This window comes from Mycobacterium sp. NPDC050853, assembly GCF_040653875.1.
Taxonomy (GTDB): domain Bacteria; phylum Actinomycetota; class Actinomycetes; order Mycobacteriales; family Mycobacteriaceae; genus Mycobacterium.
Window position 1 is genome coordinate 105456 of sequence record NZ_JBFAGW010000003.1, and the last position, 26621, is coordinate 132076.

The 26621-nt window shown below is 64.5% G+C and carries 18 protein-coding genes; 15 read left to right on the forward strand and 3 right to left on the reverse strand.

Going from position 1 to position 26621, the window contains the following annotated elements; all coding sequences use genetic code 11:
* The first annotated feature begins 20 nt into the window (after nt 1-20).
* Nucleotides 21-794: an SDR family oxidoreductase gene (locus tag AB0H22_RS12415; RefSeq protein ID WP_358146778.1), complete on the forward strand. Its 774-nt coding sequence runs from the start codon at nt 21-23 to the stop codon at nt 792-794.
* Here the strand turns inward: AB0H22_RS12415 and AB0H22_RS12420 are convergent.
* Nucleotides 791-1981, reverse strand: a complete 1191-nt coding sequence (locus tag AB0H22_RS12420; RefSeq protein ID WP_358146779.1) for a saccharopine dehydrogenase NADP-binding domain-containing protein — start codon at nt 1979-1981, stop codon at nt 791-793. The genes AB0H22_RS12415 and AB0H22_RS12420 overlap by 4 nt on opposite strands.
* Nucleotides 1982-2108: 127 nt before the next feature.
* On the opposite strand from AB0H22_RS12420, the gene AB0H22_RS12425 reads away from it, so the two are divergent.
* The 3 genes from AB0H22_RS12425 to AB0H22_RS12435 are packed head-to-tail and all read left to right on the forward strand — an operon-like array spanning nt 2109 to nt 4459.
* Nucleotides 2109-2891, forward strand: coding sequence for a 1-acyl-sn-glycerol-3-phosphate acyltransferase (locus tag AB0H22_RS12425; protein WP_180750491.1), 783 nt, complete (start codon nt 2109-2111; stop codon nt 2889-2891).
* Entirely contained in the window at nt 2892-3644 is a 753-nt protein-coding gene (locus AB0H22_RS12430; RefSeq protein WP_358146780.1) for a lysophospholipid acyltransferase family protein, read from the forward strand.
* Nucleotides 3641-4459, forward strand: coding sequence for an HAD family hydrolase (locus AB0H22_RS12435; RefSeq protein WP_180750493.1), 819 nt, complete (start codon nt 3641-3643; stop codon nt 4457-4459). The genes AB0H22_RS12430 and AB0H22_RS12435 overlap by 4 nt, the downstream gene beginning before the upstream one ends.
* A gap of 34 nt (nt 4460-4493) precedes the next feature.
* Here AB0H22_RS12435 and AB0H22_RS12440 read toward each other — a convergent pair whose 3' ends face one another.
* Both AB0H22_RS12440 and AB0H22_RS12445 read right to left on the reverse strand, forming a co-directional pair.
* Nucleotides 4494-6224: an N-acetylmuramoyl-L-alanine amidase gene (locus AB0H22_RS12440; protein ID WP_358147030.1), complete on the reverse strand. Its 1731-nt coding sequence runs from the start codon at nt 6222-6224 to the stop codon at nt 4494-4496.
* A 227-nt stretch (nt 6225-6451) separates the two neighbouring features.
* A complete protein-coding gene (locus tag AB0H22_RS12445; protein ID WP_358146781.1) occupies nt 6452-7255 on the reverse strand; it encodes a hypothetical protein in 804 nt (267 codons plus the stop codon).
* A gap of 259 nt (nt 7256-7514) precedes the next feature.
* Here AB0H22_RS12445 and glf point away from each other — a divergent pair, with 259 nt between their 5' ends.
* The 11 genes from glf (at nt 7515) to pks13 (ending at nt 26581) form a co-directional block, all read left to right on the forward strand.
* Nucleotides 7515-8720, forward strand: coding sequence for a UDP-galactopyranose mutase (gene glf / locus AB0H22_RS12450; protein ID WP_358146783.1), 1206 nt, complete (start codon nt 7515-7517; stop codon nt 8718-8720).
* The gene (locus AB0H22_RS12455) at nt 8713-10665 is read left to right on the forward strand and encodes a glycosyltransferase (RefSeq protein WP_358146784.1); all 1953 of its coding nucleotides are present in this window, start codon (nt 8713-8715) and stop codon (nt 10663-10665) included. The genes glf and AB0H22_RS12455 overlap by 8 nt, the downstream gene beginning before the upstream one ends.
* Nucleotides 10662-11225 (forward strand): phosphatase PAP2 family protein, encoded by a 564-nt coding sequence (locus AB0H22_RS12460; protein ID WP_180750496.1) that lies wholly within the window; start codon nt 10662-10664, stop codon nt 11223-11225. Before AB0H22_RS12455 ends, AB0H22_RS12460 begins: the two co-directional genes overlap by 4 nt.
* Nucleotides 11222-12160 carry a decaprenyl-phosphate phosphoribosyltransferase gene (locus AB0H22_RS12465; protein ID WP_358146785.1) on the forward strand — a complete coding sequence of 313 codons (939 nt, stop codon included), beginning with the start codon at nt 11222-11224 and terminating at the stop codon, nt 12158-12160. Before AB0H22_RS12460 ends, AB0H22_RS12465 begins: the two co-directional genes overlap by 4 nt.
* Nucleotides 12138-14159, forward strand: coding sequence for a flagellar motor control protein ZomB (gene zomB, locus AB0H22_RS12470; RefSeq protein ID WP_358146786.1), 2022 nt, complete (start codon nt 12138-12140; stop codon nt 14157-14159). The genes AB0H22_RS12465 and zomB overlap by 23 nt, the downstream gene beginning before the upstream one ends.
* Nucleotides 14160-14338: 179 nt before the next feature.
* Nucleotides 14339-15313, forward strand: a complete 975-nt coding sequence (locus tag AB0H22_RS12475; protein ID WP_358146787.1) for an alpha/beta hydrolase family protein — start codon at nt 14339-14341, stop codon at nt 15311-15313.
* 157 nt (nt 15314-15470) lie between these two features.
* On the forward strand, nt 15471-16451 hold the full coding sequence (locus AB0H22_RS12480) for an alpha/beta hydrolase family protein (RefSeq protein WP_180750499.1): 981 nt from the start codon (nt 15471-15473) through the stop codon (nt 16449-16451).
* A 242-nt stretch (nt 16452-16693) separates the two neighbouring features.
* Nucleotides 16694-17674 (forward strand): alpha/beta hydrolase family protein, encoded by a 981-nt coding sequence (locus AB0H22_RS12485; RefSeq protein ID WP_180750500.1) that lies wholly within the window; start codon nt 16694-16696, stop codon nt 17672-17674.
* Between the two features lie 205 nt (nt 17675-17879).
* Entirely contained in the window at nt 17880-18902 is a 1023-nt protein-coding gene (locus AB0H22_RS12490; RefSeq protein WP_358146788.1) for a cutinase family protein, read from the forward strand.
* 351 nt (nt 18903-19253) lie between these two features.
* Nucleotides 19254-21158, forward strand: coding sequence for a long-chain-fatty-acid--AMP ligase FadD32 (gene fadD32, locus AB0H22_RS12495; RefSeq protein ID WP_180750502.1), 1905 nt, complete (start codon nt 19254-19256; stop codon nt 21156-21158).
* 59 nt (nt 21159-21217) lie between these two features.
* Entirely contained in the window at nt 21218-26581 is a 5364-nt protein-coding gene (gene pks13 / locus AB0H22_RS12500) for a polyketide synthase Pks13 (protein WP_358146789.1), read from the forward strand.
* Nucleotides 26582-26621: the final 40 nt, after the last annotated feature.

Sequence of the window (26621 nt, forward strand, 5' to 3'; positions counted from 1 at the left end):
CAGCGAGTAGCGTGCCGAGCGTGAACCTCAATGACTTCCAAGCGCTTTACGACCTGTCGGGCCGCACCGCCATTGTCACGGGCGGTACCCGGGGAATCGGGTATGCGATCGCGGAGGCCCTCGGTGCCTGCGGGGCATCGGTGGTGGTGTCGAGCCGGAAGGCCGACGCCTGCACTCAGGCAGCGAGTGAACTGCACGACAAGGGGTATCGGGCGCTCGGTGTGCCCGCCCACATGGGAGATCTCGAGGATATCGACAGGCTGGTCGCGAGCACGGTCGACGAGTACGGCGGTGTCGACATTGTGGTCAACGCGGCCGCCAACCCGATCGCGCAGCCCATGGGCGGTTACACGCCCGATGCGCTGGGCAAGTCGTTCGACGTCAACGTGCGTGGGCCGGTGTTCCTGGTGCAGGCGGCGCTGCCCCACCTGACGGCCAGCGAGCATGCCTCGGTGCTCAATGTGGTGTCGGTGGCGGCATTCCAGTACGTGCCGATGCTGTCGATGTATGCGGCGATGAAGGCCACGCTCATGTCGTTCACTCGGTCGATGGCGGCGGAGTACACGGGCCGCGGTATCCGGGTGAACGCCTTGGCCCCCGGCACCGTCGACACCTACATGCTGCAACAGAACCCGCAGGAGATCATCGATGCCATGGCCGCGCAGTCGTTCATGGGACGCCTGGCCTCTACCGACGAGATGATCGGGCCGGCGTTGCTGCTGCTATCGGATGCGGGTTCGTTCATCACCGGTCAGGTGATCGTTGCCGACGGCGGCGGGCTCGTGCAGCGCTAGGCCGCCGGTCCCTGTTCGGCCACCACTACAGAATCACGCCCGACATGGGCGGCCAGATCGCTGAAGAAGACGGCCGGATCGATGGCGGTCTCCGGCGGGTGCACACCCGGTGTGCGGGCGGAGTCGACAAGTAGTTGCGAAAGCCCGAGCGCCAGCGGAACTCCGGTGGCCTCGGCCATATCGGGCGGCATCGCGATGGGGTCGATATGGGCCACCGATGTCCAGGGTCGGCCCGCTTTGCGTCCGGTAGCGGCAGCGAAAAAGTGCGGCAGCGTGCCCGCGGTCGCGTACTGCCTCCCCTGCCATAGCGCGCGCATTCCGCGGACCAGCGTCGGCTTGTGGACGAGGCGGGCTGCGGTGTCGTTGGTGAGCAGGCCACGGTCGATATCGCGACGGATCGCGTCGAGGTACGCCGCGGTCGCGGGTTTGAGCAGCATCAGGTTGGCGGAGGCGCCGGTGGGCCGCAGGGTGCGGCTCAAGGTGATCGGCTCGGGGTGCCCCACCGTGTAGGCGGTGCCCGCGCGGTCACCCGGAAGCCCCAGCTGTATCGCCTGTAGCGGTGGCTCATGCGTCAGTGCGCCCGAGCGCACCACCGCGACTGTCCCGCTGATCTGCTGCATCCAGTGCAGTGCCGCCGCGGTGGGATTGCCGTCCGGGGTGGCGAACGGGTCATCGGAGTTGGCGGGCTGGGCGACGTCCACGGGCCAGGCGGTGTAGATGTCCTCGAGCGCATCGAGTTCGCGCGCGGCGTGGGTGGCCAGCAGGTTGGAGACGCCGGGGCTTGCGCCCATGCCGACAACGGCGCAGACACCGGCTTCACGCGCGGAACCGTCCAGCGCGAGCATCTCGATGGTGGGCTCCCAGTCGTCGCAGATGTCGATGTAGTGGGTGCGGGTCTCGATGGCCGCTTGCAGCACCGCGAGGCCGAGCCGGTAGTACGGGCCGACGGTGTTGACGACGATGTCCGCATCGTCGAGCGCCGCGCGAAGCATTGCGGTGTCGGTGACGTCGACACGGGTGGCGTTGACGTGGGTGCTCGATTGCGAATCAAGCTGCGCAGCAAGGAGTTCTGCGGCGGCGAGGTCGCGGTCGGCGATGACGAGCTCGTCGATATCGCCGCGCAGTGCCGTGACACGCGCCGCTACTGCGCCCATGGCTCCCGGCCCGCCCAATGCGATCACCCTCATGTTGCAACCCTTCTCCAAATGATCAAAGTAAATACGATCGTATCAACTATGAACGATATAGGCTTGAGTGACCCTAGGACGGGTATCTCGAGTGCGCGAAGCGGACGGTCAGCGCTAGGCTCGTCACGTGGAGCCTGTCTATGGAACGGTGATCGGGCTTGCCCGCACCGTATGGGCTGTTCAAGGCCTGAAGTTCACCGTCACGGGTATCGAGAACCTGCCGACTGAAGGCGGGGCGGTGGTGGCGATCAACCACACCGGGTACATGGATTTCACCTTCGCCGGACTGCCGGCGTTCCTTCAGAAGAAGGGGCGCAAGGTGCGGTTCATGGCGAAGAAGGAAGTCTTCGACCATAAGATCGGTGGGCCGCTCATGCGCTCGCTCGGCCATATCGAGGTCGACCGCACCGACGGGTCCGCCTCGTACGCCGAGGCGGTCGAGAAGCTCAAGGCCGGTGAACTCGTCGGGGTGTACCCGGAGGCCACCATCAGCCGCAGCTTCGAGATCAAGGAGTTCAAGTCGGGGGCCGCGCGGATGGCCATCGAGGCCGGCGTGCCGATAGTCCCGCATGTCATCTGGGGCGCGCAGCGCATCTGGACCAAGGGGCACCCCAAGAATCTGGGGCGTAGCAACACTCCCATCTCTATCGCGGTGGGCACACCCATTCAGCCGACCCTGTCGGTCCCGGATCTGACCGCGCTACTTCATGCACGCATGCAGCACCTGCTGCTCGAGGTGCAGGACGATTACGGCCAGCATCCGGCCGGTGAGTACTGGGTGCCGCATCGGCTGGGTGGATCCGCGCCGACGCTGGCCGAGGCCGCCCAATGGGACGCCCAGGACGCGGCCGAACGTAAAGCTCAGCGCGCCGCACGTGAGGCAGAAAAGCAGGCCCAGAAGGAAATCTAGATGGAACCGGTTTACCGACTCCTCGAGATGACCGCCAACACAGCGGTCTTCCTGACCGGGGCCAAGATCGAATATCGAGGCCTGAAAGAGATTCCGGCCAGTGGTGGTGCGGTGATCGCGATCAACCACACCGGTTACGTCGACTTTCTCCCGGCTGCGTTGGCGAGCGTCGAGGCGGGCCGCCGGTTGCGTTTCATGGTCAAGGCCGAGATGCAGGAAGTATCGATCGTCAACTATCTGATCAAGCACACCAAGGCGATTCCCGTCGACCGCAGTGCGGGCCACTGGGCCTACGAGGCCGCAGTGGGCAGCCTCCGAAGCGGTGAGATCATCGGTGTGTACCCGGAGGCGACCATTAGTCGCAGCTTCGAACTCAAGGAGTTCAAGACCGGCGCCGCCCGCATGGCCCATGAGGCAGGCGTGCCGATAGTCCCACTCGTCGTATGGGGTGCCCAGCGCATCTGGACCAAGAGCCATCCAAAAAATCTGCGCCACAGCAAGATTCCTGTCAATGTGGTGGTAGGGCCGTCGTTGGCCGCAAGCGAGGATTTTGAAAGGACCACCACGGCATTGCATAACGTCATGGAGCAGTTGTTGGAGCAGGCGCAGGCCGATTACTCACGTGAGCCCGGTGCCTACTGGTTGCCGCGTCGCCTGGGTGGCAGCGCGCCGACGCTGGAAGAAGCTCAGCTCTTGGATCAGGCTGAACTGGCAGAGCGTGCGCGTAAGAGGACAGACCCGGGTCGCCGATGACCCATCCCGCGCTCATCGCGTCCGACGTGGACGGGACGCTGATCGATTCCGACGAGGTGCTGTCCGGCCGGACTCGTGCCGTCATCACTGCCGCCGTCGAATCCGGCACCCACTTCGTGCTTGCCACCGGACGTCCACCCCGCTGGATCACCCCGATCGTCGATGCGCTCGGTTTTGCGCCAATATCAGTGTGTGCCAATGGATCCGTGTTGTACGACGCTGATAAGGACCGGATCATATCGGCGGCGACGCTGGAAGCAGAGGAGCTGGCCGTGCTCGCTGAACTCGTGCAGTCGGCCATTCCCGGGGCGGGTCTGGCGGTGGAGCGGGTGGGCCGTAGTGCACACGACGCCGCGACGCCGCAGTTTGTGAGCTCGCCCGGATACGAGCACGCCTGGTTGAACCCCGATAACACCGAGGTGTCCCTGGTCGATCTGCTGAGCTTTCCGGCGGTGAAGCTATTGGTGCGCAAGGCCGGAGCGCGCAGCTCGGATATGGCGGCGGTGCTGGAACCACTGGTGCTCGCGGCTGGTGCGGCCATCACCTACTCGACCGATAACGGGCTCATCGAGGTGATGCCCGCCGGGATCAGCAAGGCCAGCGGATTGGCCGCTGTATCGGATCAAGCGGGGGTGCAGCCGGATTCGGTCATTGCCTTCGGCGATATGCCCAATGATGTGGCCATGCTGCGCTGGGCCGGCCATGGAGTGGCGATGGGCAATGCGCACCCGGACGCGCGCGCCGCGGCAAACGAGGTCACGGCCACCAACGATGACGACGGTGTGGCTAAGGTTCTCGAACGCTGGTGGGGCTGAGGCGTTTACGCCCCGTCTCGCTTCCGGCTGATGCCTAGGCGGCGGGAACGAACTGCTCCATCGGCGGTGGCGGAGGCGGAGGGGCTGGCGGGGGTGGTGGCGGTGCCGCGGGGGGTGCGGGTGCTGAGAACTGTTCAGGTAAGCCGTTAGGCGCCACCGGTGCCACCCCGAGCACCTCACGGGTCTCCCCGCTGACCACACTCGATACCCGGCCACTGGCCCGGTCGTAGATCAGGGAGCCGTTCTGGAAGTTCTGCACGATGATGTTCGGCTCGCTCAATTCATCGGTCACCGGTAGGCCCAAAGGCCCACGTTCAAAATCTGTTTCGGCCCAGGCGTGGTAGATCGCCCCGACGACGGGATGCGTGCTGGTGCCGGGGGAGAAGTACATCGCGCCATTGCGGAAGGTGGCGAAGCGGGCGTCGCCGGCGGCTTGCTGCTCAGTGGAGGTGGGTGCACCAAGGTCGCTGTCGGTGCTGCCGAGCCGCATCCAGGTGTCGTAGATGGCGCCACCGCGCATCGAATCCACCAGATCGGGCGGGTCTCCATTGGCCGCACCCGCCGCGATATCGCGCAGCCGGGGCATCAGACGGTAGGCGGCCTCACCCGGGCATTCGGTGTTGCCAACGTCGCGGTGCGTGAAAATCGTTGGCAGCGTGACGACTTTTCCGCCAGGCACCATGGTGAACGGGCCGCCCTCCGAAGCCAGGTCCACTTGTCCGCGCGGATCCACCCCGGCCAGCCGCAGCCGCCAGCCCAGCATCCGGCCGGCGGATTGCAGCATCGCGGGGGAAGGCTCGTCACGGGTGAAGTCGCCGATCAGCGCGAGGCCCCAACTGTGCTCGTTGAATCCACCGGTGTGTGCGCCCTGCACATTGTTGGTGATCCCGCCGAAGCGGCCCTCGAAGATCTGGCCGTACTTATCCACCAGGACGTTGTACGCGATATCGCACCACTTGAGAGTTTTGGTGTGATACGCGTAGATCGCCCGGATGATGGCGGCCGAATCGTATGGCGAGTAGTTGTTGCTTCCGGCGGTGTGGTGGACCACCCCCGCGCGCACGTCCCTGTTGAAAACCGGTGGGCAGCGGTCCGATTCGTTGGCGCCCCATTGGGCGCGGGTGACGATCCGTGGTCCCGCTTGTGGCAGCGCCACCGGTGCCGACCACCGTTCTTCGAACCGTCCGCCGTCGGGTGCCAGCTTGGGGCTGATGAGGATGGCATCGAGTCCGGTGGTCAGCGGCTGCTCGATGCTCGCGGGCCGGTAACCCAGACTGGGCGCGGCCGCACCGGCGGCCTGCGCCTGGCCACTCGGGGGCTTGACGTTTGCGCCGTATTTGGGTTGCACCGCGATCTGCGCCGAATGGGTGGAGCCGACGAACACCGGTTCCGTCGCTGCGGGGATCCCCTTGTGCTCGGCGGTCGGATCACCGGATTCCACGGGATCGAGTTCGTACCACTGCCCCCATTTGCCGTCGGTCTGTTGTGCCCGTACCGACACGTCGACGGAGGCGAGGTCCCCGCCGCGCACCGCGATGAGGCTGAAGGAGTCGGCCTGATGAATGTCGTGCACGGTGGCCGGGGTGCTCGGGCCGGGCAGCCCCACCTCAGCGGTCAAGACGTCATGAGTCGCGGCATTCTGCAGTGACTGCGTGGTGATGGCGGTCTCGTCGGCCTGTTCGGTCTTGAGGTGATCGACCACGCTGACGGTCATTACCGTCGCGGTCGCGGCAACGGCCAGCGCAAGCTGCCGCTTCACGGGCATCTTGCTGAGTCGTACTGGTCGTACGCGCACGTCTTATCTCCTGGATGACACCGGACGTGTCACACGGAGTGACACGACCACCAGGAATGTTACGTATGAGACAAATGTGACTGGTGATTCGACACGCGCCAATGGGCGATCTTGATATTTGACGGGTTCATCACACGCAACGACACCGCAGAGCCTCTGTGCCCTGCGGTGTCGTTTCGCTATCTAGCTTGTGTGGATCAGCCGGCCGGAGCCGGAGCCGCCGCGGAGGCGGCCGCCGGGATGGCGCCTTTGATGAGGTCGACCGCCTGGGTGATACCCAGCTGGTTGACGGCCGACATGGCATCGCTGATCAGGCTGCTGCCGCCGCCCAGTCCACTGCCGCCGCCGAGCCCGGGGGTACCGAGGCCCGCAAGCGCGGGATCGGCCAGGGCCGGGTTGGTCAGGCCGGTGCCCAGCGCCGGGTTCGGCGTGATCGGGATTTCACCGGCGGGGGATGTCAGCCCCCCGGTCGCGGCCGGGTCGGTCAGAGCCGGGTTCACACCCGTCGCACTGGTACCCGCTGCGGGAGTGAGCCCCGCGGTCGTCGCCGGAGCGGCTGGGTTGGTGAGGCCGGGGTTGGTCAACGCCGAGTCGGTAAGACCCGGGGTAGTGGATCCGGTCGGACTGGTAAGGCCCGGGTTGGTCAGCGCTGGGTTGGTCAGCGCCGACGGGCTGGTCAGGCCGCCCGGCGTGGTGAGGCCACCCGGTGAAATCGCCGAGTTGGCACCGCCAAGCGCGCCACCACCCAAACCGGGGATGTTGAGACCGGACAGACCGGGGATCTGGACGCCGAACTGCGACGTCATCTGTTGAACTGCACCCATGACCTCACCGGGCAGGTCGGACACGATCGCGGCCTGCACGAATTCCTGCTGCGAGGGCGCGGGCGCGGCGGCCTGGGTCATGTTGGTCGCGAGGGCGATGGCAAACGGACTTGCAACGGCCAGCGCGGCGACCGAGCTCAAGGCTGTCGAAAGCCGGCGGCGGCGACTATTAGGCACGGAAGTCTCCTCAATATCGGGTCGATCACTTATGGTGTTCTGCGGTTTTGCGTGTGATGTCGCGGGATTTCCCGCGGGTGTCGGATCGGCGGATCGGCACCGGAACCAACGCTTTCGATGGTAACCAGAGTTACTGGTGTTACTAGTGGGACGAAATCAAATCGTGAGCCAATTGCGATCAGATGGGTACGTCGCGCTGGCGGCCGCGAGCGAGCGCCCTGCCCGGCGATGGCAGGGGGGTCCAGTACCCTGACTGCACGTGACCGGAGAAAACCAACAGTTCGACCTGATCGTCGTCGGATCCGGGTTTTTCGGCCTCACCATCGCCGAGCGTGCCGCCACTCAGCTGAACAAGCGAGTGCTTGTCGTCGAGCGCCGCCACCACATCGGCGGCAATGCCTACTCAGAGCCGGAACCGCAGACCGGTATTGAGGTACACAAGTACGGCGCCCACCTGTTCCACACCTCTAATAAGAGGGTCTGGGACTATGTGCGGCAGTTCACCGACTTCACCGGATACCAGCACCGCGTCTTCGCGCTGCACAAGGGGCAGGCGTACCAGTTCCCGCTTGGTCTGGGGCTGGTGTCGCAGTTCTTCGGCCGTTACTTCACCCCCGACGAGGCCCGGGCACTTATTGCCGAGCAGGCCGCCGAGATCGCCACCGAGGACGCCACCAACCTCGAGGAAAAGGCGATATCGCTGATCGGGCGCCCGTTGTACGAGGCGTTCGTCAAGGCCTACACCGCGAAACAGTGGCAGACCGATCCCAAGGAGCTTCCCGCTGGGAACATCACCCGGCTGCCGATGCGCTACACCTTTGACAACCGGTACTTCAACGACACCTACGAAGGGTTGCCGGTCGACGGGTACACCGCATGGCTGCAGAACATGGCGGCCGATGAGCGGATCGAGGTGCGCCTGGACACCGACTGGTTCGAGGTCCGGGAAGACCTGCGCACGGAGTCGCCCAATGCGCCGGTCGTGTACACCGGACCGCTGGACCGCTACTTCGATTACGACGAGGGCCGATTAGGTTGGCGGACGTTGGATTTCGAGGTCGAGGTGCTCGATACCGGAGACTTCCAGGGGATCCCGGTGATGAATTACAACGACGCCGACGTGCCCTACACGCGGATTCACGAGTTCCGTCACTTTCATCCGGAGCGGGCCTACCCGACGGATAAGACCGTGATCATGCGGGAGTTCTCGCGGTTCGCCGAGGGGAGTGACGAGCCGTACTACCCGATCAATACCGAATCCGATCGGACCGTCCTGGCCGCCTACCGCGCCCGAGCGAAGCAGGAAACAGCTTCGGGCAGGGTGTTATTCGGTGGCAGGCTGGGTACCTATCAATATCTCGATATGCACATGGCGATTGCCAGTGCGCTGAGCATGTATGACAACGTGCTCGCGCCGCACCTGGCCGACGGTGCACCCTTGTCCGGAGGTGACGACAATGAGTGATATTCCATTTGGTCCGATCGATTCGGCTGAGTCGCACGCGGTGAGCCTGCTGTCGCGGGTGATCTTGCCCCGGCCGGGTGAACCACTCGACGTGCGCAAGCTCTACATCGTCGAGTCCGACACCAATGCCAAGCGTGCACACGCGCCTACCCGCACCACGCTGGAGATCGGCGCGGAGTCCGAGGTGTCCTTCGCGACGTACTTCAACGCCTTCCCGGCGAGCTACTGGCGCCGCTGGTCGACGCTGGAAAACGTGGTGCTGCACATTGAACTGAGTGGCGCCGGGCGCATTGACGTATACCGGACCAAGGCCACCGGAGCTCGAATCACCGTGGGCGGCACCCAGTTCAGTGGCCAGAACGCCGTGATCGAGTTCGAGATCGGCCTGGACGCATTCGAGGATGGCGGCTGGATCTGGTTCGACATCACCTCCGATGCCGAGGTCGCGGTGCACAACGCGGGCTGGTACGCGCCGAGCGCCGCGCCCGGCCGGGCCAGCGTCACCGTGGGCATCCCCACCTTCAACCGTCCCGGAGACTGCGTGAACGCCCTCAAGGCGCTCACCTCGGACCCGCAGGTGGACAAGGTGATTACCGCCGTCATCGTCCCGGACCAGGGCACCAAGAAGGCCAAGGATCACCCCGAGTGGGATGCCGCCGCCGGGCCGCTCGGCGACCGGCTCCGGGTGTATGACCAGCCGAACCTCGGTGGTTCGGGTGGCTACAGCCGGGTCATGTACGAGGCGCTCGAGAACACCGACTGCGAGCAGATCCTCTACATGGACGACGACATCCGGATCGAGCCGGATTCGATCCTGCGCGCCTTGGCGCTGAGCCGGTTTGCCAAGGCTCCCATGCTCGTCGGTGGCCAGATGCTCAACTTGCAGGAGCCCTCGCACCTGCATGTGATGGGCGAGATGGTCAACCGTGACAACTTCATGTGGACCAGTGCTCCGTTCGCCGAGTATGACCACGACTTCGCCGAGTTCGCACTCGACGATATCGAGCATGATCGCAGCAGGCTGCTGCACCGCCGCATCGATGTCGACTTCAACGGCTGGTGGATGTGCATGATCCCCCGTGCGGTGGCCGAGGAATTGGGGCAGCCGCTGCCCCTGTTCATCAAGTGGGACGATGTCGAGTACGGCCTGCGGGCCAACGAGCACGGTTACGGCACCGCGTCCATGCCGGGCACCGCGATCTGGCATATGGCCTGGAGCGACAAGGACGATGCCATCGACTGGCAGGCCTACTTCCATTTGCGTAACCGGCTGGTGGTTGCGGCACTGCACTGGGACAACCCGATCCGCGGTCTGCTCGCCAGCTCGCTGAAGGCCACCCTCAAGCACCTGCTGTGCCTGGAGTACTCGACCGTGGCCATCCAGAACCGGGCCATCGACGACTTCCTGGCCGGGCCCGAGCACATCGCATCGATCCTGGAGTCGGCGCTGCCCGATGTGCGCAAGATGCGCCAGGAGTTCCCGGACGCCGTCGTGCTCCCGACGGCCACCTCGCTGCCATCCCCGTCCGGACGTCGCAAGGTACACAAGCCGCCGGTCTCCTTGCCCGCCATTGGGTTACGGCTCTCCCGCGGTGTGATGCACCAGCTGAAGAAGGAAGACCCCGCGCATCACGTGCGCCCGGAGCTGAATGTGGCGACCCAGGATGCTCGCTGGTTCCTGTTGTGTCGTGTCGATGGCGTCACCGTGACCACCGCCGACGGGCGGGGTGTGGTGTACCGCCAGCGCGACCGCGCCAAGATGTTTGCGCTGCTGCGCGCGTCGGTGCGCCGCCACCTGCAGCTGATGCGTAATTTCAACAAGATGCGCAAGACCTACCGCGACGCGCTGCCGACGCTGACCAGTAAAGAGCAGTGGGAGAACATCCTTGGCATTGGTAAGGACAACACGGCGCCGCAGTCCGTGAATCCTGGGGTGAGTGCATGACCGGTCTGCTGCCGGGCGAAGTCACCGCGCCGCAGGGAGAGACCGCGGTTCTCGTCGCCGTGCAGTCGGCACTCGCCGGACGGCCCGGGGTGCTCAGCACTGCCCGCGGGTTGTCGCATTTCGGCGAGCACAGCATCGGATGGGTGGCCGCGGCATTGATAGGCGCCGCCATCAACAAGCGCGACAAGCCCCTGCGGCGCAGCTGGCTGGCAGCGGGGGCCGGCGCCTTCGGTGCCCACGCCGCCTCGGTGATCATCAAACGTGTGGTGCGGCGTCGCCGTCCCAGTCATGAGGCGGTGCGGGTGAACGTCAGTACCCCGAGCCGGTTGAGCTTCCCCTCCTCGCATGCCACCTCGACCGCGGCGGCCGCTGTGTTGCTCGCGCCGCTGACGGGATTGCCCTTGCCCGCGCTGCTGATTCCGCCGATGGCGTTGTCGCGGTTGGTTCTTGGTGTGCACTACCCCACAGATGTGGCCGCGGGTGCGGCTCTCGGGGCGGTTATAGGGTTGGTCGTGCGTGAAGCAGACCGTCGGATTGCGTCCACGAAGGAGCAGCGATGAGTGAGGAATCCCCCGTGAGCGGGAGGGACCCCCAGGTTCAGTCTGCCGGTCCGCCGAAGAACCTCGCCTCGGGGCTCGTCAAGGCCGTGCGCCCCCGCCAGTGGGTCAAGAACATTCTGGTCTTCGCGGCCCCGCTGGCGGCCCTCGGCGATATCGCGCCGCACGACTACCGAAGCATTTTTATCCGGGTCGCCATTGCCTTTGTTGCCTTCAGCATGGCCGCATCCTCGATCTACCTGATCAACGATGCCCGCGATGTCGAGGCCGACCGCCAGCACCCCACCAAGCGTTTCCGGCCCATCGCCGCGGGTGTGCTACCGATACCCGCCGCATACGGGCTTGCGGTGGTGCTGGCCGCCGGGTCGCTGGGCATCGGATCTCGGGTCAACATCAATCTTGTCATCGTTATAGCGATCTACATCGCCATCCAGCTGGCCTATTGTTTTGGGCTCAAACACCAGCCGGTCATCGACATCTGCATCGTCTCCTCGGCGTATCTCATTCGCGCCATCGCCGGTGGCGTGGCGGCCGGGGTGTACCTGTCGCAATGGTTCCTGCTGATCATGGCCTTCGGTTCGTTGATGATGACTGCAGGTAAGCGGTATGCCGAGCTGCAGATCGTCGAGAAGACCGGTGCCAAGATCCGTAAGTCGCTCGAGGGTTACACCTCCAGCTATCTGCGATTTGTGTGGACGCTATCGGCCACGGCAATCGTGGTCTGCTACGGCCTCTGGGCCTTTGAGCGCGATCACCGCGCTGGATCGTGGTTCGTGGCATCGATGATCCCGTTCACCATCGCGATTCTGCGGTACGCGGTCGATGTCGACGGGGGCGAGGCGGGTGAGCCCGAGGAGGTCGCCTTGGGAGACAGGGTGCTGCAGTTCCTCTTCGTCGCATGGATCGGATCCCTCGGTGCGGCCTTCTACTTCTCCTAAAACTCAACCCGGCCCGGGTACGAACGGGCTGACACGCTTCACGGTGTGGGTCAGCGCCCTCACCGTGGTGGCACTGTTTGGATGTGGCGCTTGGCAGCGGCGCTGGATTGCCGATGACGGACTCATCGTGCTGCGTACGGTGCGCAATCTGTTGGCGGGCAACGGCCCTGTGTTCAACAAGGGCGAGCGGGTGGAGGCCAACACCTCCACTGTATGGACGTACCTGACGTACCTCGGGGGTTGGGCCGGCGGCGGTATGCGCCTGGAGTACGTGGCGCTGACGTTGTCGCTGGTGCTGAGTTTGGTCGGCGTCGTGCTCGCCATCTTCGGCACCGCTCGGCTCTATGCGCCGTTACTTGCCGGGCGTGCGGCGGTGATGGTTCCTGCCGGAATGCTGGTGTACATCGCCATTCCTCCGGCGCGCGATTTCGCGACCTCCGGCCTCGAAAACGGTTTGGTGCTGGCGTATCTGGGTGGGCTGTGGCTCATGATGGTGATCTGGGCGCAGGCGGTGCGCATGCCGGTGACCCTCGATCGACGCGGCGGCCCACATCAGCCGGTGGACCCCCGAATCGTTCATACCGATCGAAAAGACCGGAAAGATGTTGTCGGCAAGCGGTTCACGATAGGGCTGGCCTTCATGGCCGGGCTGAGTGTGCTGATCCGCCCGGAGCTGGCGCTTATCGGCGGCGGCTTCCTGGTGATGATGCTGATCGCCGCGCGCGGGTTCACCAGTCGGGTGTACATCGTGATAGCCGGTGGCGCGCTGCCGGTGCTGTATCAGGTCTTCCGGATGGGCTATTACGGCCTGATCGTGCCGAGTACGGCGATCGCCAAGGACGCCTCCGGCTCCAAGTGGGGTCAGGGTTTCGTCTATCTGCAGAACATGAACTCGCCGTATCTCATCTGGATTCCGACGGTTCTTCTCATCGCGCTCGGCGCGGCGGCCCTCCAGGCCCGTCGCGGCCAATGGTGGGTGCGTCAGGTGGCTGCCCCCGGCTACGGCTGGCTGGCGCGGCTTGTTCAAAACCCCACGGCTGTAGTCATTTTCATGCTTGGCAGTGGTCTCATCCAAGGCGTGTACTGGATACGTCAGGGTGGGGACTTCATGCATGCGCGCGTGTTGTTGACCCCGGTGTTCTGCCTGCTGATCCCGATCGCGGTGGTTCCACTGGCGGCTCCAGACAGTGCGGCCTTCACCCGCAGGCAGGCCGGTCTGCTCACCGGGCTCACCGTCGGGTTGTTCGCTGGTATTGCCGGTTGGGCGGTGTGGGCGGCCAACTCTCCGGGAATGGGCGGTGACGGCACCAAGGTCACCTACAGCGGCATCGTCGATGAGCGGCGTTTCTATGCACAGGCGACCGGTGTCGCACATCCGCTGACCGCCGCGGACTACCTGAACTACCCGCGTATGCGCGCGGTATTGGTGGCGATCGACAACACGCCAGATGGAGCGCTACTGCTCCCGTCGGGGAACTACGACCAATGGGATGTGGTGCCGGCCATCCCGCCGCCGCCTCCGATTCCGCACGGGTATCGCGGGCCGCACGCGGTGCTGTTCACCAACCTGGGCATGCTCGGCATGAATCTGGGGCTGGACGTGCGGATTGTGGACCAGATCGGCCTGGCGAATCCGTTGGCGGCGCATACGGCGCGCATCACGGACGGGCGTATCGGCCATGACAAGAATCTCTTCCCGGACTGGGTGATTGCCGACGGGCCCTGGCTCAAGCGCTATCCATATATCCCTCGGTACATCGATCAGGACTGGGTGGCGGAGGCCGTGGAGGCGCTCAAGTGTCCTCAAACGGACGCGATGCTGAGTTCGATCCGTAAGCCGCTGTCACTACGGCTGTTTGCCTCGAACCTGCTACACGCCTACGAGTTCACCACCTATCGGATTGACCGTGTTCCGCGCTTTGAGCTGGTCCGATGCGGTTTACCGGTACCGAAATTGGATACTCCTCAGTACACTGGCCTACCGGCAACCGGCCCTTAATCGCGCGCGTATAAGAGCACGGCCTGCGGATTTCCGTGTCCGATTTGAGATCCCAATTAGGTAACGCCGCGGCCCCGCTGCGGCGATACGAAGACGACCGTGTCAGACACTTCAGATGCAATGGTGCGTGACAGAAGTGACTGTTGTGACTTTCCCCGAATGAAACGGATGGACCCCAGATGAGCGTGCGAGTGAAAACCCGCCGCGTGCTGACGGCCCTGTTGGCGGCCTTTGTGATGCCTGCGGTGGTTGTCTCGGGCTCGGTTGTTGTTCCCGCGACTGCGCACGCTTTTTCACGTGAGGGACTTCCGGTCGAATACCTGGACGTCTACTCGAACTCGATGGGGCGCAATATCCGCGTCGAATTCCAGGGCGGTGGGCCGCATGCGGTCTATCTACTGGACGGGCTGCGTGCCCAGGACGACTTCAACGGTTGGGATATCAACACCGCAGCATTCGAGTGGTTCTACCAGTCGGGTATCTCGGTGGTCATGCCCGTCGGTGGGCAGTCGAGTTTCTACACCGACTGGTATTCGCCCTCGGCGCTCAACAAGCAGCCGTACACGTACAAGTGGGAAACTTTTCTTTCACAGGAGCTGCCCGCGTACCTTGCCACTAATAAGCAGGTGGCGGCCACGGGCAACGGAGTCGTAGGGCTCTCGATGAGTGGCGGCGCGGCACTGATCCTGGCCGCATATCACCCGGCTCAGTTCAAGTACGCCGGCTCGCTGTCAGGGTTCCTGAACCCCTCGACCATCTTCATGGCCAACGCGATCCGGGTCGCCATGCTCGATGCGGGCAGTTACAGCGTCGACAATATGTGGGGTCCGCCCTGGGATCCGGCGTGGAAGCGCAATGACCCCACGGTGCAGGTCCAGGCGCTGGTCGCGTACGGGACCCGCCTTTATGTCTACTGCGCTCCTGGTGGCTCGACACCCATCGACGAAAACGGCGATGCCGGTGTGGCCCTGAGCGCTAGCAGCTTGGAGTCGCTGGCGGTCAGCGGTAACAAGAGGTTCCAACAGGCGTATGCCGCCGCCGGTGGCAGCAACGCCACATTTGTCTTCCCCGCGTCCGGGAACCATTCCTGGCCGTACTGGGGACAGCAACTGCAGGCGCTTAAGGGTGATCTGATTGCCACTCTCAACAGCTAGGGTCTCTCGTCGGATTGAGGGGCCAGCAGGCGTACATAGTGATGGTTTTGGCAGGTCCAGGGATGTGGTTGACTACCGCCGAGCATGCGGTAGGCATCCATCAAGCTCGTTGGCCTGACGTGGGAAATCGATTGAAACAGATGGGAATACGAAGTAAATGAAGCTCTTTTCGAAGATGCGCGGTGCTTCCGCGCGCCGACTGGCTGTTGTGGCGACGGCCGCGGCCGTGCTGCCGGGTCTCGTCGGCGTTGCCGGCGGTTCGGCTGTTGCGGGCGCCTTCTCGCGTCCGGGGCTTCCGGTCGAGTACCTGCAGGTGCCGTCGGCGTCGATGGGCCGCGAGATCAAGGTCCAGTTCCAGCCCGGTGGCGCCAAGGCCGTTTACCTGTTGGACGGCCTGCGTGCGCGCGACGATTTCAACGGCTGGGACATCGAGACCACGGCGTTCGAGGACTACTACCAGTCAGGTATCTCCATGGTCATGCCGGTCGGCGGGCAGTCCAGCTTCTACACGGACTGGTACAACCCGGCCAAGGGCAAGGACGGCGTCTGGACCTACAAATGGGAGACGTTCACCGCTCAGGAGCTCCCGGCGTACCTCGCTGCCAACAAGGGGCTCTCGCAGACCGGTAACGCGGTCGTCGGCCTCTCGATGGGTGCCTCGGCCGCGCTGACCCTGTCGGTCTACCACCCGCAGACGTTCATCTACGCGGGGGCGCTCTCGGGCTTCCTGAACCCGTCGGACATGAAGTTCCAGATCGGCCTCGCCATGGGTGACGCCGGCGGCTTCAGCGCCTCCGACATGTGGGGCCCGGATAGCGACCCGGCCTGGCAGCGGAACGACCCGTTCGTGAACATCCAGAAGATCATCGACAACGGCACTCGCCTGTGGCTGTACTGCGGCACCGGTGACTCCACCGACCTGGATGCCAGCCGTAACGGATTCGAGAACTTCACCGGCGGCTTCCTCGAGGGTATGGCCATCGGTTCGAACAAGAAGTTCATCGAGGCCTACAACGCAGCCGGTGGTAAGAACGCCCACATCGAGTTTCCTCCGGGCGGTATCCACAACTGGACCTACTGGGGTCAGCAGCTGAAGGCGATGAAGTCTGACATGGTCGCCTACCTGCAGAGCCACTAGTACTAGCAATCGCCGAAGCGGTGGTCACCCTGTTGCAGGACGGGGGGACCGCCGCTTTGCGGTCCCCGGGGTTTGCGCTATGTCACCGCTTAACATCGGTCTTGTTGCAGAGGGCCAACAATGCAGTAGGGTGCTGTCGGCTCTTAGTCCGATGTGGTTGACTACCTCGGGGAACCCATAGGGATGTCCATCGGCCTGACATGTAATGTAACGCCGGCTGAAGAAGACGGGATACTGAGGTAATGAAGCTCTTTTCAAATATGCGTGGTGCCACTGTGCGCCGAGTTGTGACGGTGGCCGCGGCCGCCGCAGTTTTACCAGGACTCATCGGTGTCACCGGTGGTTCGGCCGTTGCGGGCGCCTTCTCGCGTCCCGGGCTTCCGGTCGTGGACCTGCAGGTGCATTCGGCGTCCATGGGCCGCGACATCAAGATTCAGTTCCAGGGCGGCGGCTCCAAGGCCGTTTACCTGTTGGACGGTCTGCGTGCGCGTGACGATTTCAACGGCTGGGACATCGAGACCACGGCGTTCGAGGACTACTACCAGTCCGGCCTCTCGGTGGTCATGCCGGTCGGCGGCCAGTCCAGCTGGTACACCGACTGGTACCAGCCGGCCAAGGGCAAGGATGGTGTTTTCACCTACAAGTGGGAGACCTTCCTGACCCAGGAGCTGCCCGCCTACCTGGCAGCCAATAACGGCGTGTCCAAGACCGGTAACGCCGTAGTCGGCCTGTCCATGGGTGGCGCATCCGCCATCACGCTGGCCAACTACCACCCGCAGCAGTTCATCTACGCAGGTGCGCTCTCCGGCTTCCTGAACCCCTCCGATATGAAGGGGCAGGTCGGCATGGCCATGGGCGACGCCGGTGGCTTCAGTGCAGAGGACATGTGGGGCCCGGACGGCGATCCGGCGTGGGTCCGCAACGACCCGTTCCTCAACATCGACAAGACGGTGGCCAACGGCACCCGGCTGTGGATCTACTGCGGTAGCGGTGACTCCACCGAGCTGGATGCCAGCCGTAACGGCTTCGAGAACTTCACCGGCGGCTTCCTCGAGGGCATGGCCATCGGTATCAACAAGAAGTACGTCGACGCCTACACCGCTGCCGGCGGCAAGAACGCCCACGTGGAGTTCCCCCCGGGTGGTCTGCACAACTGGACCTACTGGGGCAACCAGCTCAGGGCGATGAAGTCCGACATGGTGAGCTACCTCGGTAGCCACTAGGCATAACAGCAGTCAACGGACGGCGGCGGTCACTTCGGTGGTCGCCGCCGTTGTCTGTTCGGGGCACAATCGAGTAACGAAATTCGCGCCGTAGCGATCATTTGCGCAGGTGCAGGCTGTAGTGGGTCACTAACTTCGCTGCGGACTGCCGGTACCGTGGAAGCGATTACGCGCGGTGTGACGCGTGAACGGGCTAGGGAGACAGATGAGCAAGACGACTAAGCCGAGTGCGAACGGGAAACGGCACAGGATTCTCGGATTGGCGGCGGCGCTTGCCGTTGCCGTCGTCGTCATCCTGGTGATCGCGATCGTCGTCGTGATCGTCCGCAGGCCCGACGATGTCACACCCGGTCAGGGGCAGGTGACCACGACGCCGCCGCCGCTGACACGACCCGGCCAGAAGCCTCGGCCCGCGTTCCAGAGCGCCGACTGCCCCGATGTGCAAGCACTCATCATCCCGGGCACCTGGGAGTCGTCGCCCACCGAAGACCCGCTCAATCCCACCCAGTTCCCGCGCTCACTGCTGCTGAACGTCTCCCGGCCGATCGCCGAGAAGTTCGACAAGGCGCGGTTGGAGACGTGGACGGTGCCGTACACCGCGCAGTTCCACAACCCGTTCGCCAATGACAACCAGATGTCGTACAACGACAGCCGCAAAGAGGGCACCGACCGGGCGCTCAAGCAGCTCACGGAGATGTACGAGCGCTGCCCGCTCACCGGCTACGTCATCGTCGGTTTCTCGCAGGGCGCGGTGATCGCCGGCGACATTGCCAGCCAGATCGGAAACGGCGAGGGCCCCGTCGACCAGGATCTGGTGCTCGGCGTGACATTGATCGCGGACGGCCGCCGCCAGGATGGTGTTGGGCAGTCGCCCGGACCCAACCCGCCCGGACAGGGCGCCGAGGTCACCCTCGGTGATCTGGGGGTCCTGGAATCGTTCGGGCTGAAGATGTCCGGCCCACGCCCCGGCGGGTTCGGTGAGCTCAATGACCGCACCAATCAGATCTGCGGTACGGGGGACCTTATCTGCGCAGCACCCCCGGACGCATTCAACATCTCCAATCTGGGCAAGACACTGGATGTTTTGTCCGGTGGCGCCGGTGCGCCGGTGCACGCGCTGTATGCCACGCCGGAGTTCTGGCAGATCGACGGCCAGCCCGCGACGGTATGGACCACCAACTGGGCCGACGGGCTCATCGACAGGGCGCCCCATCCCAAGCACGGATGAGCCGCTTGCGCGAAGACCACCGGTGCGGATGAGGGTCCGTACTCGCTCGTGCGCCGGCCGCTTAGATGTCATCTCGGCAACAGGGCGCCGGGGCATTTGGCGGGCGCTGTACGCTCACCTAAGATTAAGAGAAAAATAAGACCGTAAAGCCGTTCGCGAGGTCGACGGATTTTGGCTCGCCGACACCGACCGATAATCTCGTCGCGAATGGCCGCCTGAGCTGCCGTAGTACGCGATTGCCTCTCGGTACGATCGTCGTGGATCTTGACGTTCGCGATGGCGCGTACTCGCGAATGCCTCAGGCCCGCGACCACCGCGCACCGGCGCGCCGTCATAGGAGAAGAAGCACACATGGCGTTCGTCAACCCGTTCATCGACACGGAAGGCCGGATCAAGTTCCCCGAAGACGGGAGCATCGTCGGTCACGTCGAAGGCTGGGCGCAGTCACAGGCTGACACCCTGGCGTACAGGTTCCTCGACTTCTCCACCGAGCGCGACGGCGCGTATATCGACATCACATGGTCGCAGTTCGGCGCGCGCAACCGTGCCGTGGCCGCTCGCTTGCAGCAGGTAACCAAGCCGGGCGACCGCGTCGCCATCCTGGCCCCGCAGAGCCTCGACTACCTCGTCGCACATTTCGGTGCGCTCTATGCCGGTGCGATCTCGGTGCCGCTGTTCGACCCCAGCGAGGCCGGCCATGCGGGCCGCCTGCACGCGGTGCTCGACGACTGCCAGCCGGCCGCGGTCCTCACCACCACCGCATGCGCCGAAGGTGTGCGTAAGTTCTTCCGGAACCGTCCTCCCAAGGAGCGTCCCCGCGTCATCGCCGTCGATGCGATTCCCGCGGAGGTCGCGCAGACCTGGGTGGAGCCCGTGGCCACCAGGGACACCATCGCCTATCTGCAGTACACCTCCGGCTCCACCCGTGCCCCGGCCGGTGTGCAGATCACGCACTTGTCGCTGGCCACCAATCTGCTGCAGCTGGTCGATGCGTTGTCGGTGAAGGAAGGCCAAGACGGTTCACGCGGGACCACCTGGCTGCCGTTCTTCCACGATATGGGTCTCATCACGGCGATGTTGCCGTCGATGATCGGTCGCCACATGACGGTGATGAGCCCGGCGGCGTTCATCCGCCGCCCCATCCGGTGGCTGCGCGAGATGGGGGTCAAGGGCGACGACCGTGCCGGAACCTATTCGGCGCTACCCAACTTCGCCTTCGAGCATTGCGCGACGCGCGGTGTGCCCAAGGAGGGTGAGCCGCCGCTGGACCTGTCCAACGTGTACTCGATCATCAACGGGTCCGAGCCGGTGTCGACGTCATCGCTCAAGAAGTTCTGCGAGGCCTTCGAGCCGTATGGCTTCGACCCCAGGGCTATTCACCCGTCCTACGGCATGGCCGAGGCCACCCTGTTCGTCTCCTCGACCATCTGGAACTCGGATACGGCGCGCGTGCTGCATGTGGACCGCACCGAGCTGAACGCCGGGCGTATCGCGCAGGTGGAACCGGATTCGGAAAACTCGCTGACCCAGGTGTCCAGCGGCCGGATGGCCCGCGACGAGTGGGCGGCGATTGTCGACGGTGAGACCGCATCTGAGCTGCCCGACAACCAGGTCGGCGAGATCTGGCTGCACGGCAACAACATCGGCTCGGGCTACTGGGGCCGCCCGGAGGAGACGCGCGAAGCGTTCCAGAACACCCTCAAGTCGCGGATCAGCGAATCGCACGCCGAAGGTGTGCCGGATGACGCAATGTGGCTCAACACCGGTGACCTGGGGGTGTGGGTAGACGGCGAGCTGTACATCACCGGTCGCGTCAAGGACCTCATCATCGTCGACGGCCGTAACCACTACCCGCAGGATATCGAGTACACCGCGCAAGAAGCCAACAAGGCATTGCGCCCGGGCTATGTCGCGGCCTTCTCGGTACCGGCAAATCAGTTGCCCCAGGAGGTCTTCGACAACCCGCACGCGGGTCTGAAGTATGACCCGGAGGATTCCTCGGAGCAGCTGGTCGTCATCGGCGAGCGCAGCGTCGGCGGACACAAGTCGGACAACCAGACGGTGGGCGACGATGTGCGCGCCGCCGTCGCGGTGCGGCACGGTGTGACCGTCCGCGATGTGCTGTTGGTCCCGGCCGGCTCCATCGCCCGGACCTCCAGCGGCAAGATCGCCCGGCGTGCCGCCCGGACCAGCTACCTGGATGGCAGCCTGCGTGGCGGCTACCAGCAGACCGCATTCCCTGACGACAAGCAGTAGAGCAGATAGCACAGCTGATCGTCGATCAGTGCACGCAATACCCCGGAGAGGGCTCGAACATGACTGATATACAACAGGATTCGACACCAGAGACCGGGCTCGAGGCTCCAAAGGCGACGGAAGACGGCGCTAGCTCCGACACTGCTGGCGTAAGCGGCTCAGCGCAGGGCGATCTGACCATTCCCGAGATGCGCGAGTGGCTGCGCAACTGGATCGCCAAGGCCACCGGGGTGAGCCCCGATCGCATTGACGAATCGGCACCGATGGTCGAGATGGGTTTGTCCTCACGCGACGCCGTCGCGATGGCAGCCGATATCGAAGACCTCACCGGGGTGACGCTGACCGCCACCGTGGCTTTCCAGCACCCCACGATCGAGTCGCTGGCCACCCGCATCGTCGAGGGCGAGCCCGCGCTGCCGGATGCCGGTGACGAGGACTGGTCTCGAGATCCCGCAGGCGAATTCGATATCGCGGTGATCGGCCTGGCGGCGCGCCTGCCTGGCGATGTCAACTCTCCGGCGCAGCTGTGGGAGGCACTGCTGGAAGGCCGGGACGCCATCACCGACCTGCCCGAGGGGCGCTGGGAAGAGTTCACGGTCGACCCGCGTATTGCCGAGCGGGTGGCACAGGCCGCTACCCGCGGGGGATACCTCAAGGACATCAAGGGATTCGATGCCGAATTCTTCACGCTGTCCAAGATGGAGGCCGACAATATGGATCCGCAGCAGCGGATCGCGCTGGAATTAACCTGGGAGGCACTGGAAAACGCTCGTATCCCGGCATCCAGCCTCAAGGGGGACAGCGTCGGCGTCTATGTCGGTAGCACCAACAACGACTACGTCTACCTGACGGTGGCCGATCCCGCCAACGCCCACCCGTATGCCATCACCGGTAACGCGAGTTCGATTATCGCCAACCGGGTCTCGTACTTCTTCGACTTCCGTGGGCCGAGCGTTACGGTCGACACTGCGTGTTCTTCCTCGCTGGTCGCGGTGCACCAGGGTGTGAAGGCGCTGCGGTCGGGTGAGGCTGACGTGGTGGTGGCCGGTGGTGTCAACGCCATCATCACCCCCGTCGTGACTATCGGTTTCGACGAGGTGGGTGGCATTCTCGCGCCTGACGGGCGCATCAAGTCCTTCTCCCAGGACGCCAATGGGTACAGCCGCTCCGAGGGTGGCGGCATGCTGGTGCTCAAACGTCTCTCCGATGCGCGCCGCGACGGTGACCCGATCATGGCGATCATCGCCGGCTCCGCGGTCAACCACGACGGCCGCTCCAACGGCCTACTCGCACCGAACCCGGATGCTCAGGCGGAGGTGCTGCGTAAGGCCTACAAGGACGCGGGAATCGATCCCCGCACCGTCGATGTCATCGAGGCGCACGGCACCGGCACCATCCTCGGCGATCCGATCGAGGCGGACGGGCTGGGCCGGGTGGTCGGGCGTGGCCGCGACGCCGACAAGCCGGCGCTGCTGGGTTCGGCCAAGTCGAACTTCGGACACCTGGAGTCTGCGGCCGGCGCCGCGAGCCTGTCGAAGATCGTTCTCGCCTTGCAGAACAACAAGATTCCGGCATCGATCAACTACACCGGGCCCAACCCCTACATCGACTTCGACGCCATCCACCTGAAGGTCGTTGACGAAGTCTCCGATTGGCCGCGCTACAGCGGACATGCCATCGCCGGTGTCTCGGGCTTCGGCTTCGGCGGAGCCAACGCCCACATCGTGGTGCGCGAAGTGCTGCCCATCGATCTGGTAGAGCCGAGTGAGCCGTCCGAATCCGAATCCGAAGGTGATGCGGACAAAAACGGCAAACACGCTGTGGCAGAGGCGGATACCGAAGGCGATGTCGACTCCGGCGCGTCACGATTTGACGAGTACGGCGAGTTCGTCGGTGGCTATTCCGACGAGCCGGTGGAACTGCCCGGGCTCACAGACGAGGCCAAGCGTTTGAAAGAGGAAGCGCTTGCTGCTCTTTCGGATGAAGAGCCGGTGACTCCCGTTGTCCCGCTGTTTATCTCGGGCTTCCTGTCCTCTCGTAAGAAGGCCGCTGCGGCCGCGCTGGCAGATTGGATGGAGACCGAGGAGGGCCAGTCCTACTCGCTGGAGTCCATCGGCCGCTCGCTGTCGCGCCGTAACCACGGCCGTTCACGTGCGGTGGTGCTGGCCCACGATCACGAAGAGGCCGTCAAGGGTCTGCGTGCGGTGGCAGAGGGTAAGCAGAAGCCTTACGTGTACTCCGCCGACGGGCCCGTCACCAGCGGCCCAGTCTGGGTGATGGCTGGTTTCGGTGCACAGCACCGGAAGATGGGTAAGAGCCTGTACTTGCGCGATCCGCTCTTCGCCGAGTGGATCGACAAGGTCGACTCGTATGTGCAGGACGAGCGGGGCTACTCCGTTGTCGAGCTGATCCTCGACGACTCACACGAATACGGCATCGAAACCAGCAACATCGCCATCTATGCGATCCAGATTGCACTGGGCGAGGTGCTCAAGGCGCATGGCGCCAAGCCCACCACGGTGATCGGACAGTCGCTGGGCGAGCCCGCGGCGGCCTACTTCGCCGGGGGGCTGTCCCTGGGTGATGCCACCCGCGTCATCTGCTCGCGCGCCCACCTGATGGGTGAGGGCGAAGCGATGCTGTTCGGCGATTACATCCGGCTGATGGCCCTGGTCGAGTATTCGGCCGACGAGCTCAAGACGGTGTTCGCCGACTTCCCGGACCTAGAGGTGTGCGTGTACGCCGCACCGTCGCAGACCGTCATCGGCGGTCCGCCGGTGCAGATCGACGCGATCGTGGCCCGCTGTGAGTCCGAGGGCAAGTTCGCCCGCAAGCTGCAGACCAAGGGTGCCGGCCATACCTCACAGATGGACCCGCTGCTCGGCGAGTTCGCTGCCGAGTTGCAGGGCATCGAGCCGATGACCCCGAACATCGGGATTTTCTCGACGGTGCACGAGGGCACATATATCCGCCCGGGCGGTGACCCGGTCCATGATGTCGACTACTGGAAGAAGGGGATGCGGCATTCGGTCTACTTCACCCACGGCGTCCGTAACGCCGTCGACGCAGGGCACACTACGTTCCTGGAGCTGGCCCCGAATCCAGTGGCGCTCATGCAGGTTGGGCTCACCACTATGGCCTCGGGACTTCCCGACGCGCAGCTGATCGCGACGCTCGCCCGCAAGGAGGACGAGGTCGAATCCATGGTGAAGACCATGGCCCAGCTGTATGTGTACGGCCACAGCCTGGATCCGCGGACGCTGTTCAGCAAGGCGGTCAAGTCGTCCGATTACGCGTCGATCCCCGCGACCGAGTTCAAGCGCAAGCCGCATTGGCTTCCGGCGCATTTCAGTGCCGATGGTTCACGCCGGATCCCGGGTACGCACGTGTCGCTGCCCGATGGCAAGCATGTGTGGGAGTGGAGCCCGGGAGCCGCCGAGGTCGATTTCCCCGAGCTGGTGAAGGCCGCTGCGGTATCGGTTCTTTCGGATGCTCAGCTCACCGCCTCGGAGCAGCGGGCCATCCCGGGTGAGGGTTCCACGCTGGTGACCACGCTGTCGCGGCATCCGGGTGGAGCCACCGTGCAGGTGCACGCCCGAATCGGCGAATCCTTCACGCTCGTCTACGACGCGGTGGTTTCCCGGGCCGGGCAGGGCGGCGCACTACCGTTCGCGGTGTCGTCCGGCCGGGCCGAGGGAACCGCCACGAATGATTCCACCTTTGTCGGTGGCCCGGTGGCAGGCGCAGCCGTCGCTGTCGTGGAAGACGAAGTGCCCGAAGAGATTCACGACCATCTGCTCTCCGGGGCGGGTGCGGGTGCCGACTTCAAGAAGTGGAGCAAGGAGTCCGGGGAGCCCGTCATCGAGCGCCTTGCGGCCATCGTGTCGTTGGCTATGGGCTATGAGCCCGAGGACGTACCCCTCGAGGTGCCGCTCATCGAGCTGGGCCTGGACTCGCTGATGGCAGTGCGCATCAAGAACCGCGTCGAGTTCGACTTCAGCCTGCCGCCCATTCAGCTGCAGGCTGTACGCGATGCGAACCTGCACGATGTCGAGCGGCTGGTCGTCTACGCGCTGGAGAACCCCGACGCGGTAACTGACCTGCACGCGTACCAGCAGACCGACGAGTTCAAGGATGCTGCGCCGGGTGCTGGGGTGCTGTCCAAGGCCGATATCGAAAAGGCGCTGGAGAGCACGCCGGCCGCTGTCCCCACCCCCGCGCAAGATGAGACCGACGCGGGCGAAACGCCGGAATCAGCCGGCACAGATGTCATCTCGGCGGAGACTTCTGAACTGGCGCGGGCCGCGGCCGTGATGAATCAGGAGGCCATCGCCGAGGCATTGAATGCCGATGTGCCACCGCGTGATGCCGCCGAACGTGTCGCCTTCGCAACGTGGGCCATCGTCACCGGGGAGTCGCCGGGCAGCATCTTCAACGCGCTGTCCAAGATCGACGACGCGACGGCGGATAAACTCGCCGAACGCCTTTCGCAGCGTGCCGATGGCGAGATCAGCGCCGAGGAGGTCAAGCTCGCGCCGACCATCGAGGCACTGGGCGAGGTTGTCCGCAGCCGGCTGGAGGCGGGGAAGATCGACGGTTTCGTGCGGATCCTGCGCCCCCGGGCCGAAGGCACCGCGACCATTCCCGTCTTCGTATTCCATCCGGCGGGCGGGTCGACAGTTGTCTACGAGCCGCTGCTGAAGCGTCTGCCCGAGGACACGCCGATGTTCGGTCTCGAGCGCGTCGAGGGCACCATCGAGGAGCGGGCTGCCCAGTACGTCCCGAAGCTCTTGGAATTGCACAAGGGTCCGTTCATCCTTGCCGGATGGTCACTCGGTGCGGTGCTGGCGTACGCCTGCGCGGTGGGCCTCCGGGCAGCCGGTGCGGAGGTCGCGTGGGTCGGCAATATCGATGGTGTGCGCCCGGGAACGCCGATCCTGCAGACTCCTGAAGAGACTCGCAAGCGCTGGGATCGGTACGCCAAGTTCGCGGAGAAGACGTTCAACGTGCAGATTCCGGCGATCCCTTACGAGCAGCTGGAGGAGCTCGACGACGAGGCTCAGGTGCGGTTCGTGCTGGAGGCGGTCAAGGCGAGCGGTGTGCAGATCCCGGGCGGGATCATCGAGCACCAGCGCACGTCGTATCTCGATCAGCGGGCCATTGATACCTCGAATCCGGTGCCGTTCGACGGGCATATGACGCTGTACATGGCGGACCGTTACCACGATGACGCCATTACGTTCGAGCCTGCGTACGCGACTCGGCAGCCCGATGGCGGCTGGGGTGAGTTCGTCGCGGATCTTGAGGTGGTTCCCGTCGGTGGGGAGCACATCCAGATAATCGACGAACCGGTCATCGCTAAGGTCGGTGCACATATGAGTCAGGCGCTGCGCACCATCAACGCCCAGAACCAGGAAGGTTAGGGATAGTGCCTCCACACACAACCGCCGAGAAGCTCGCCGA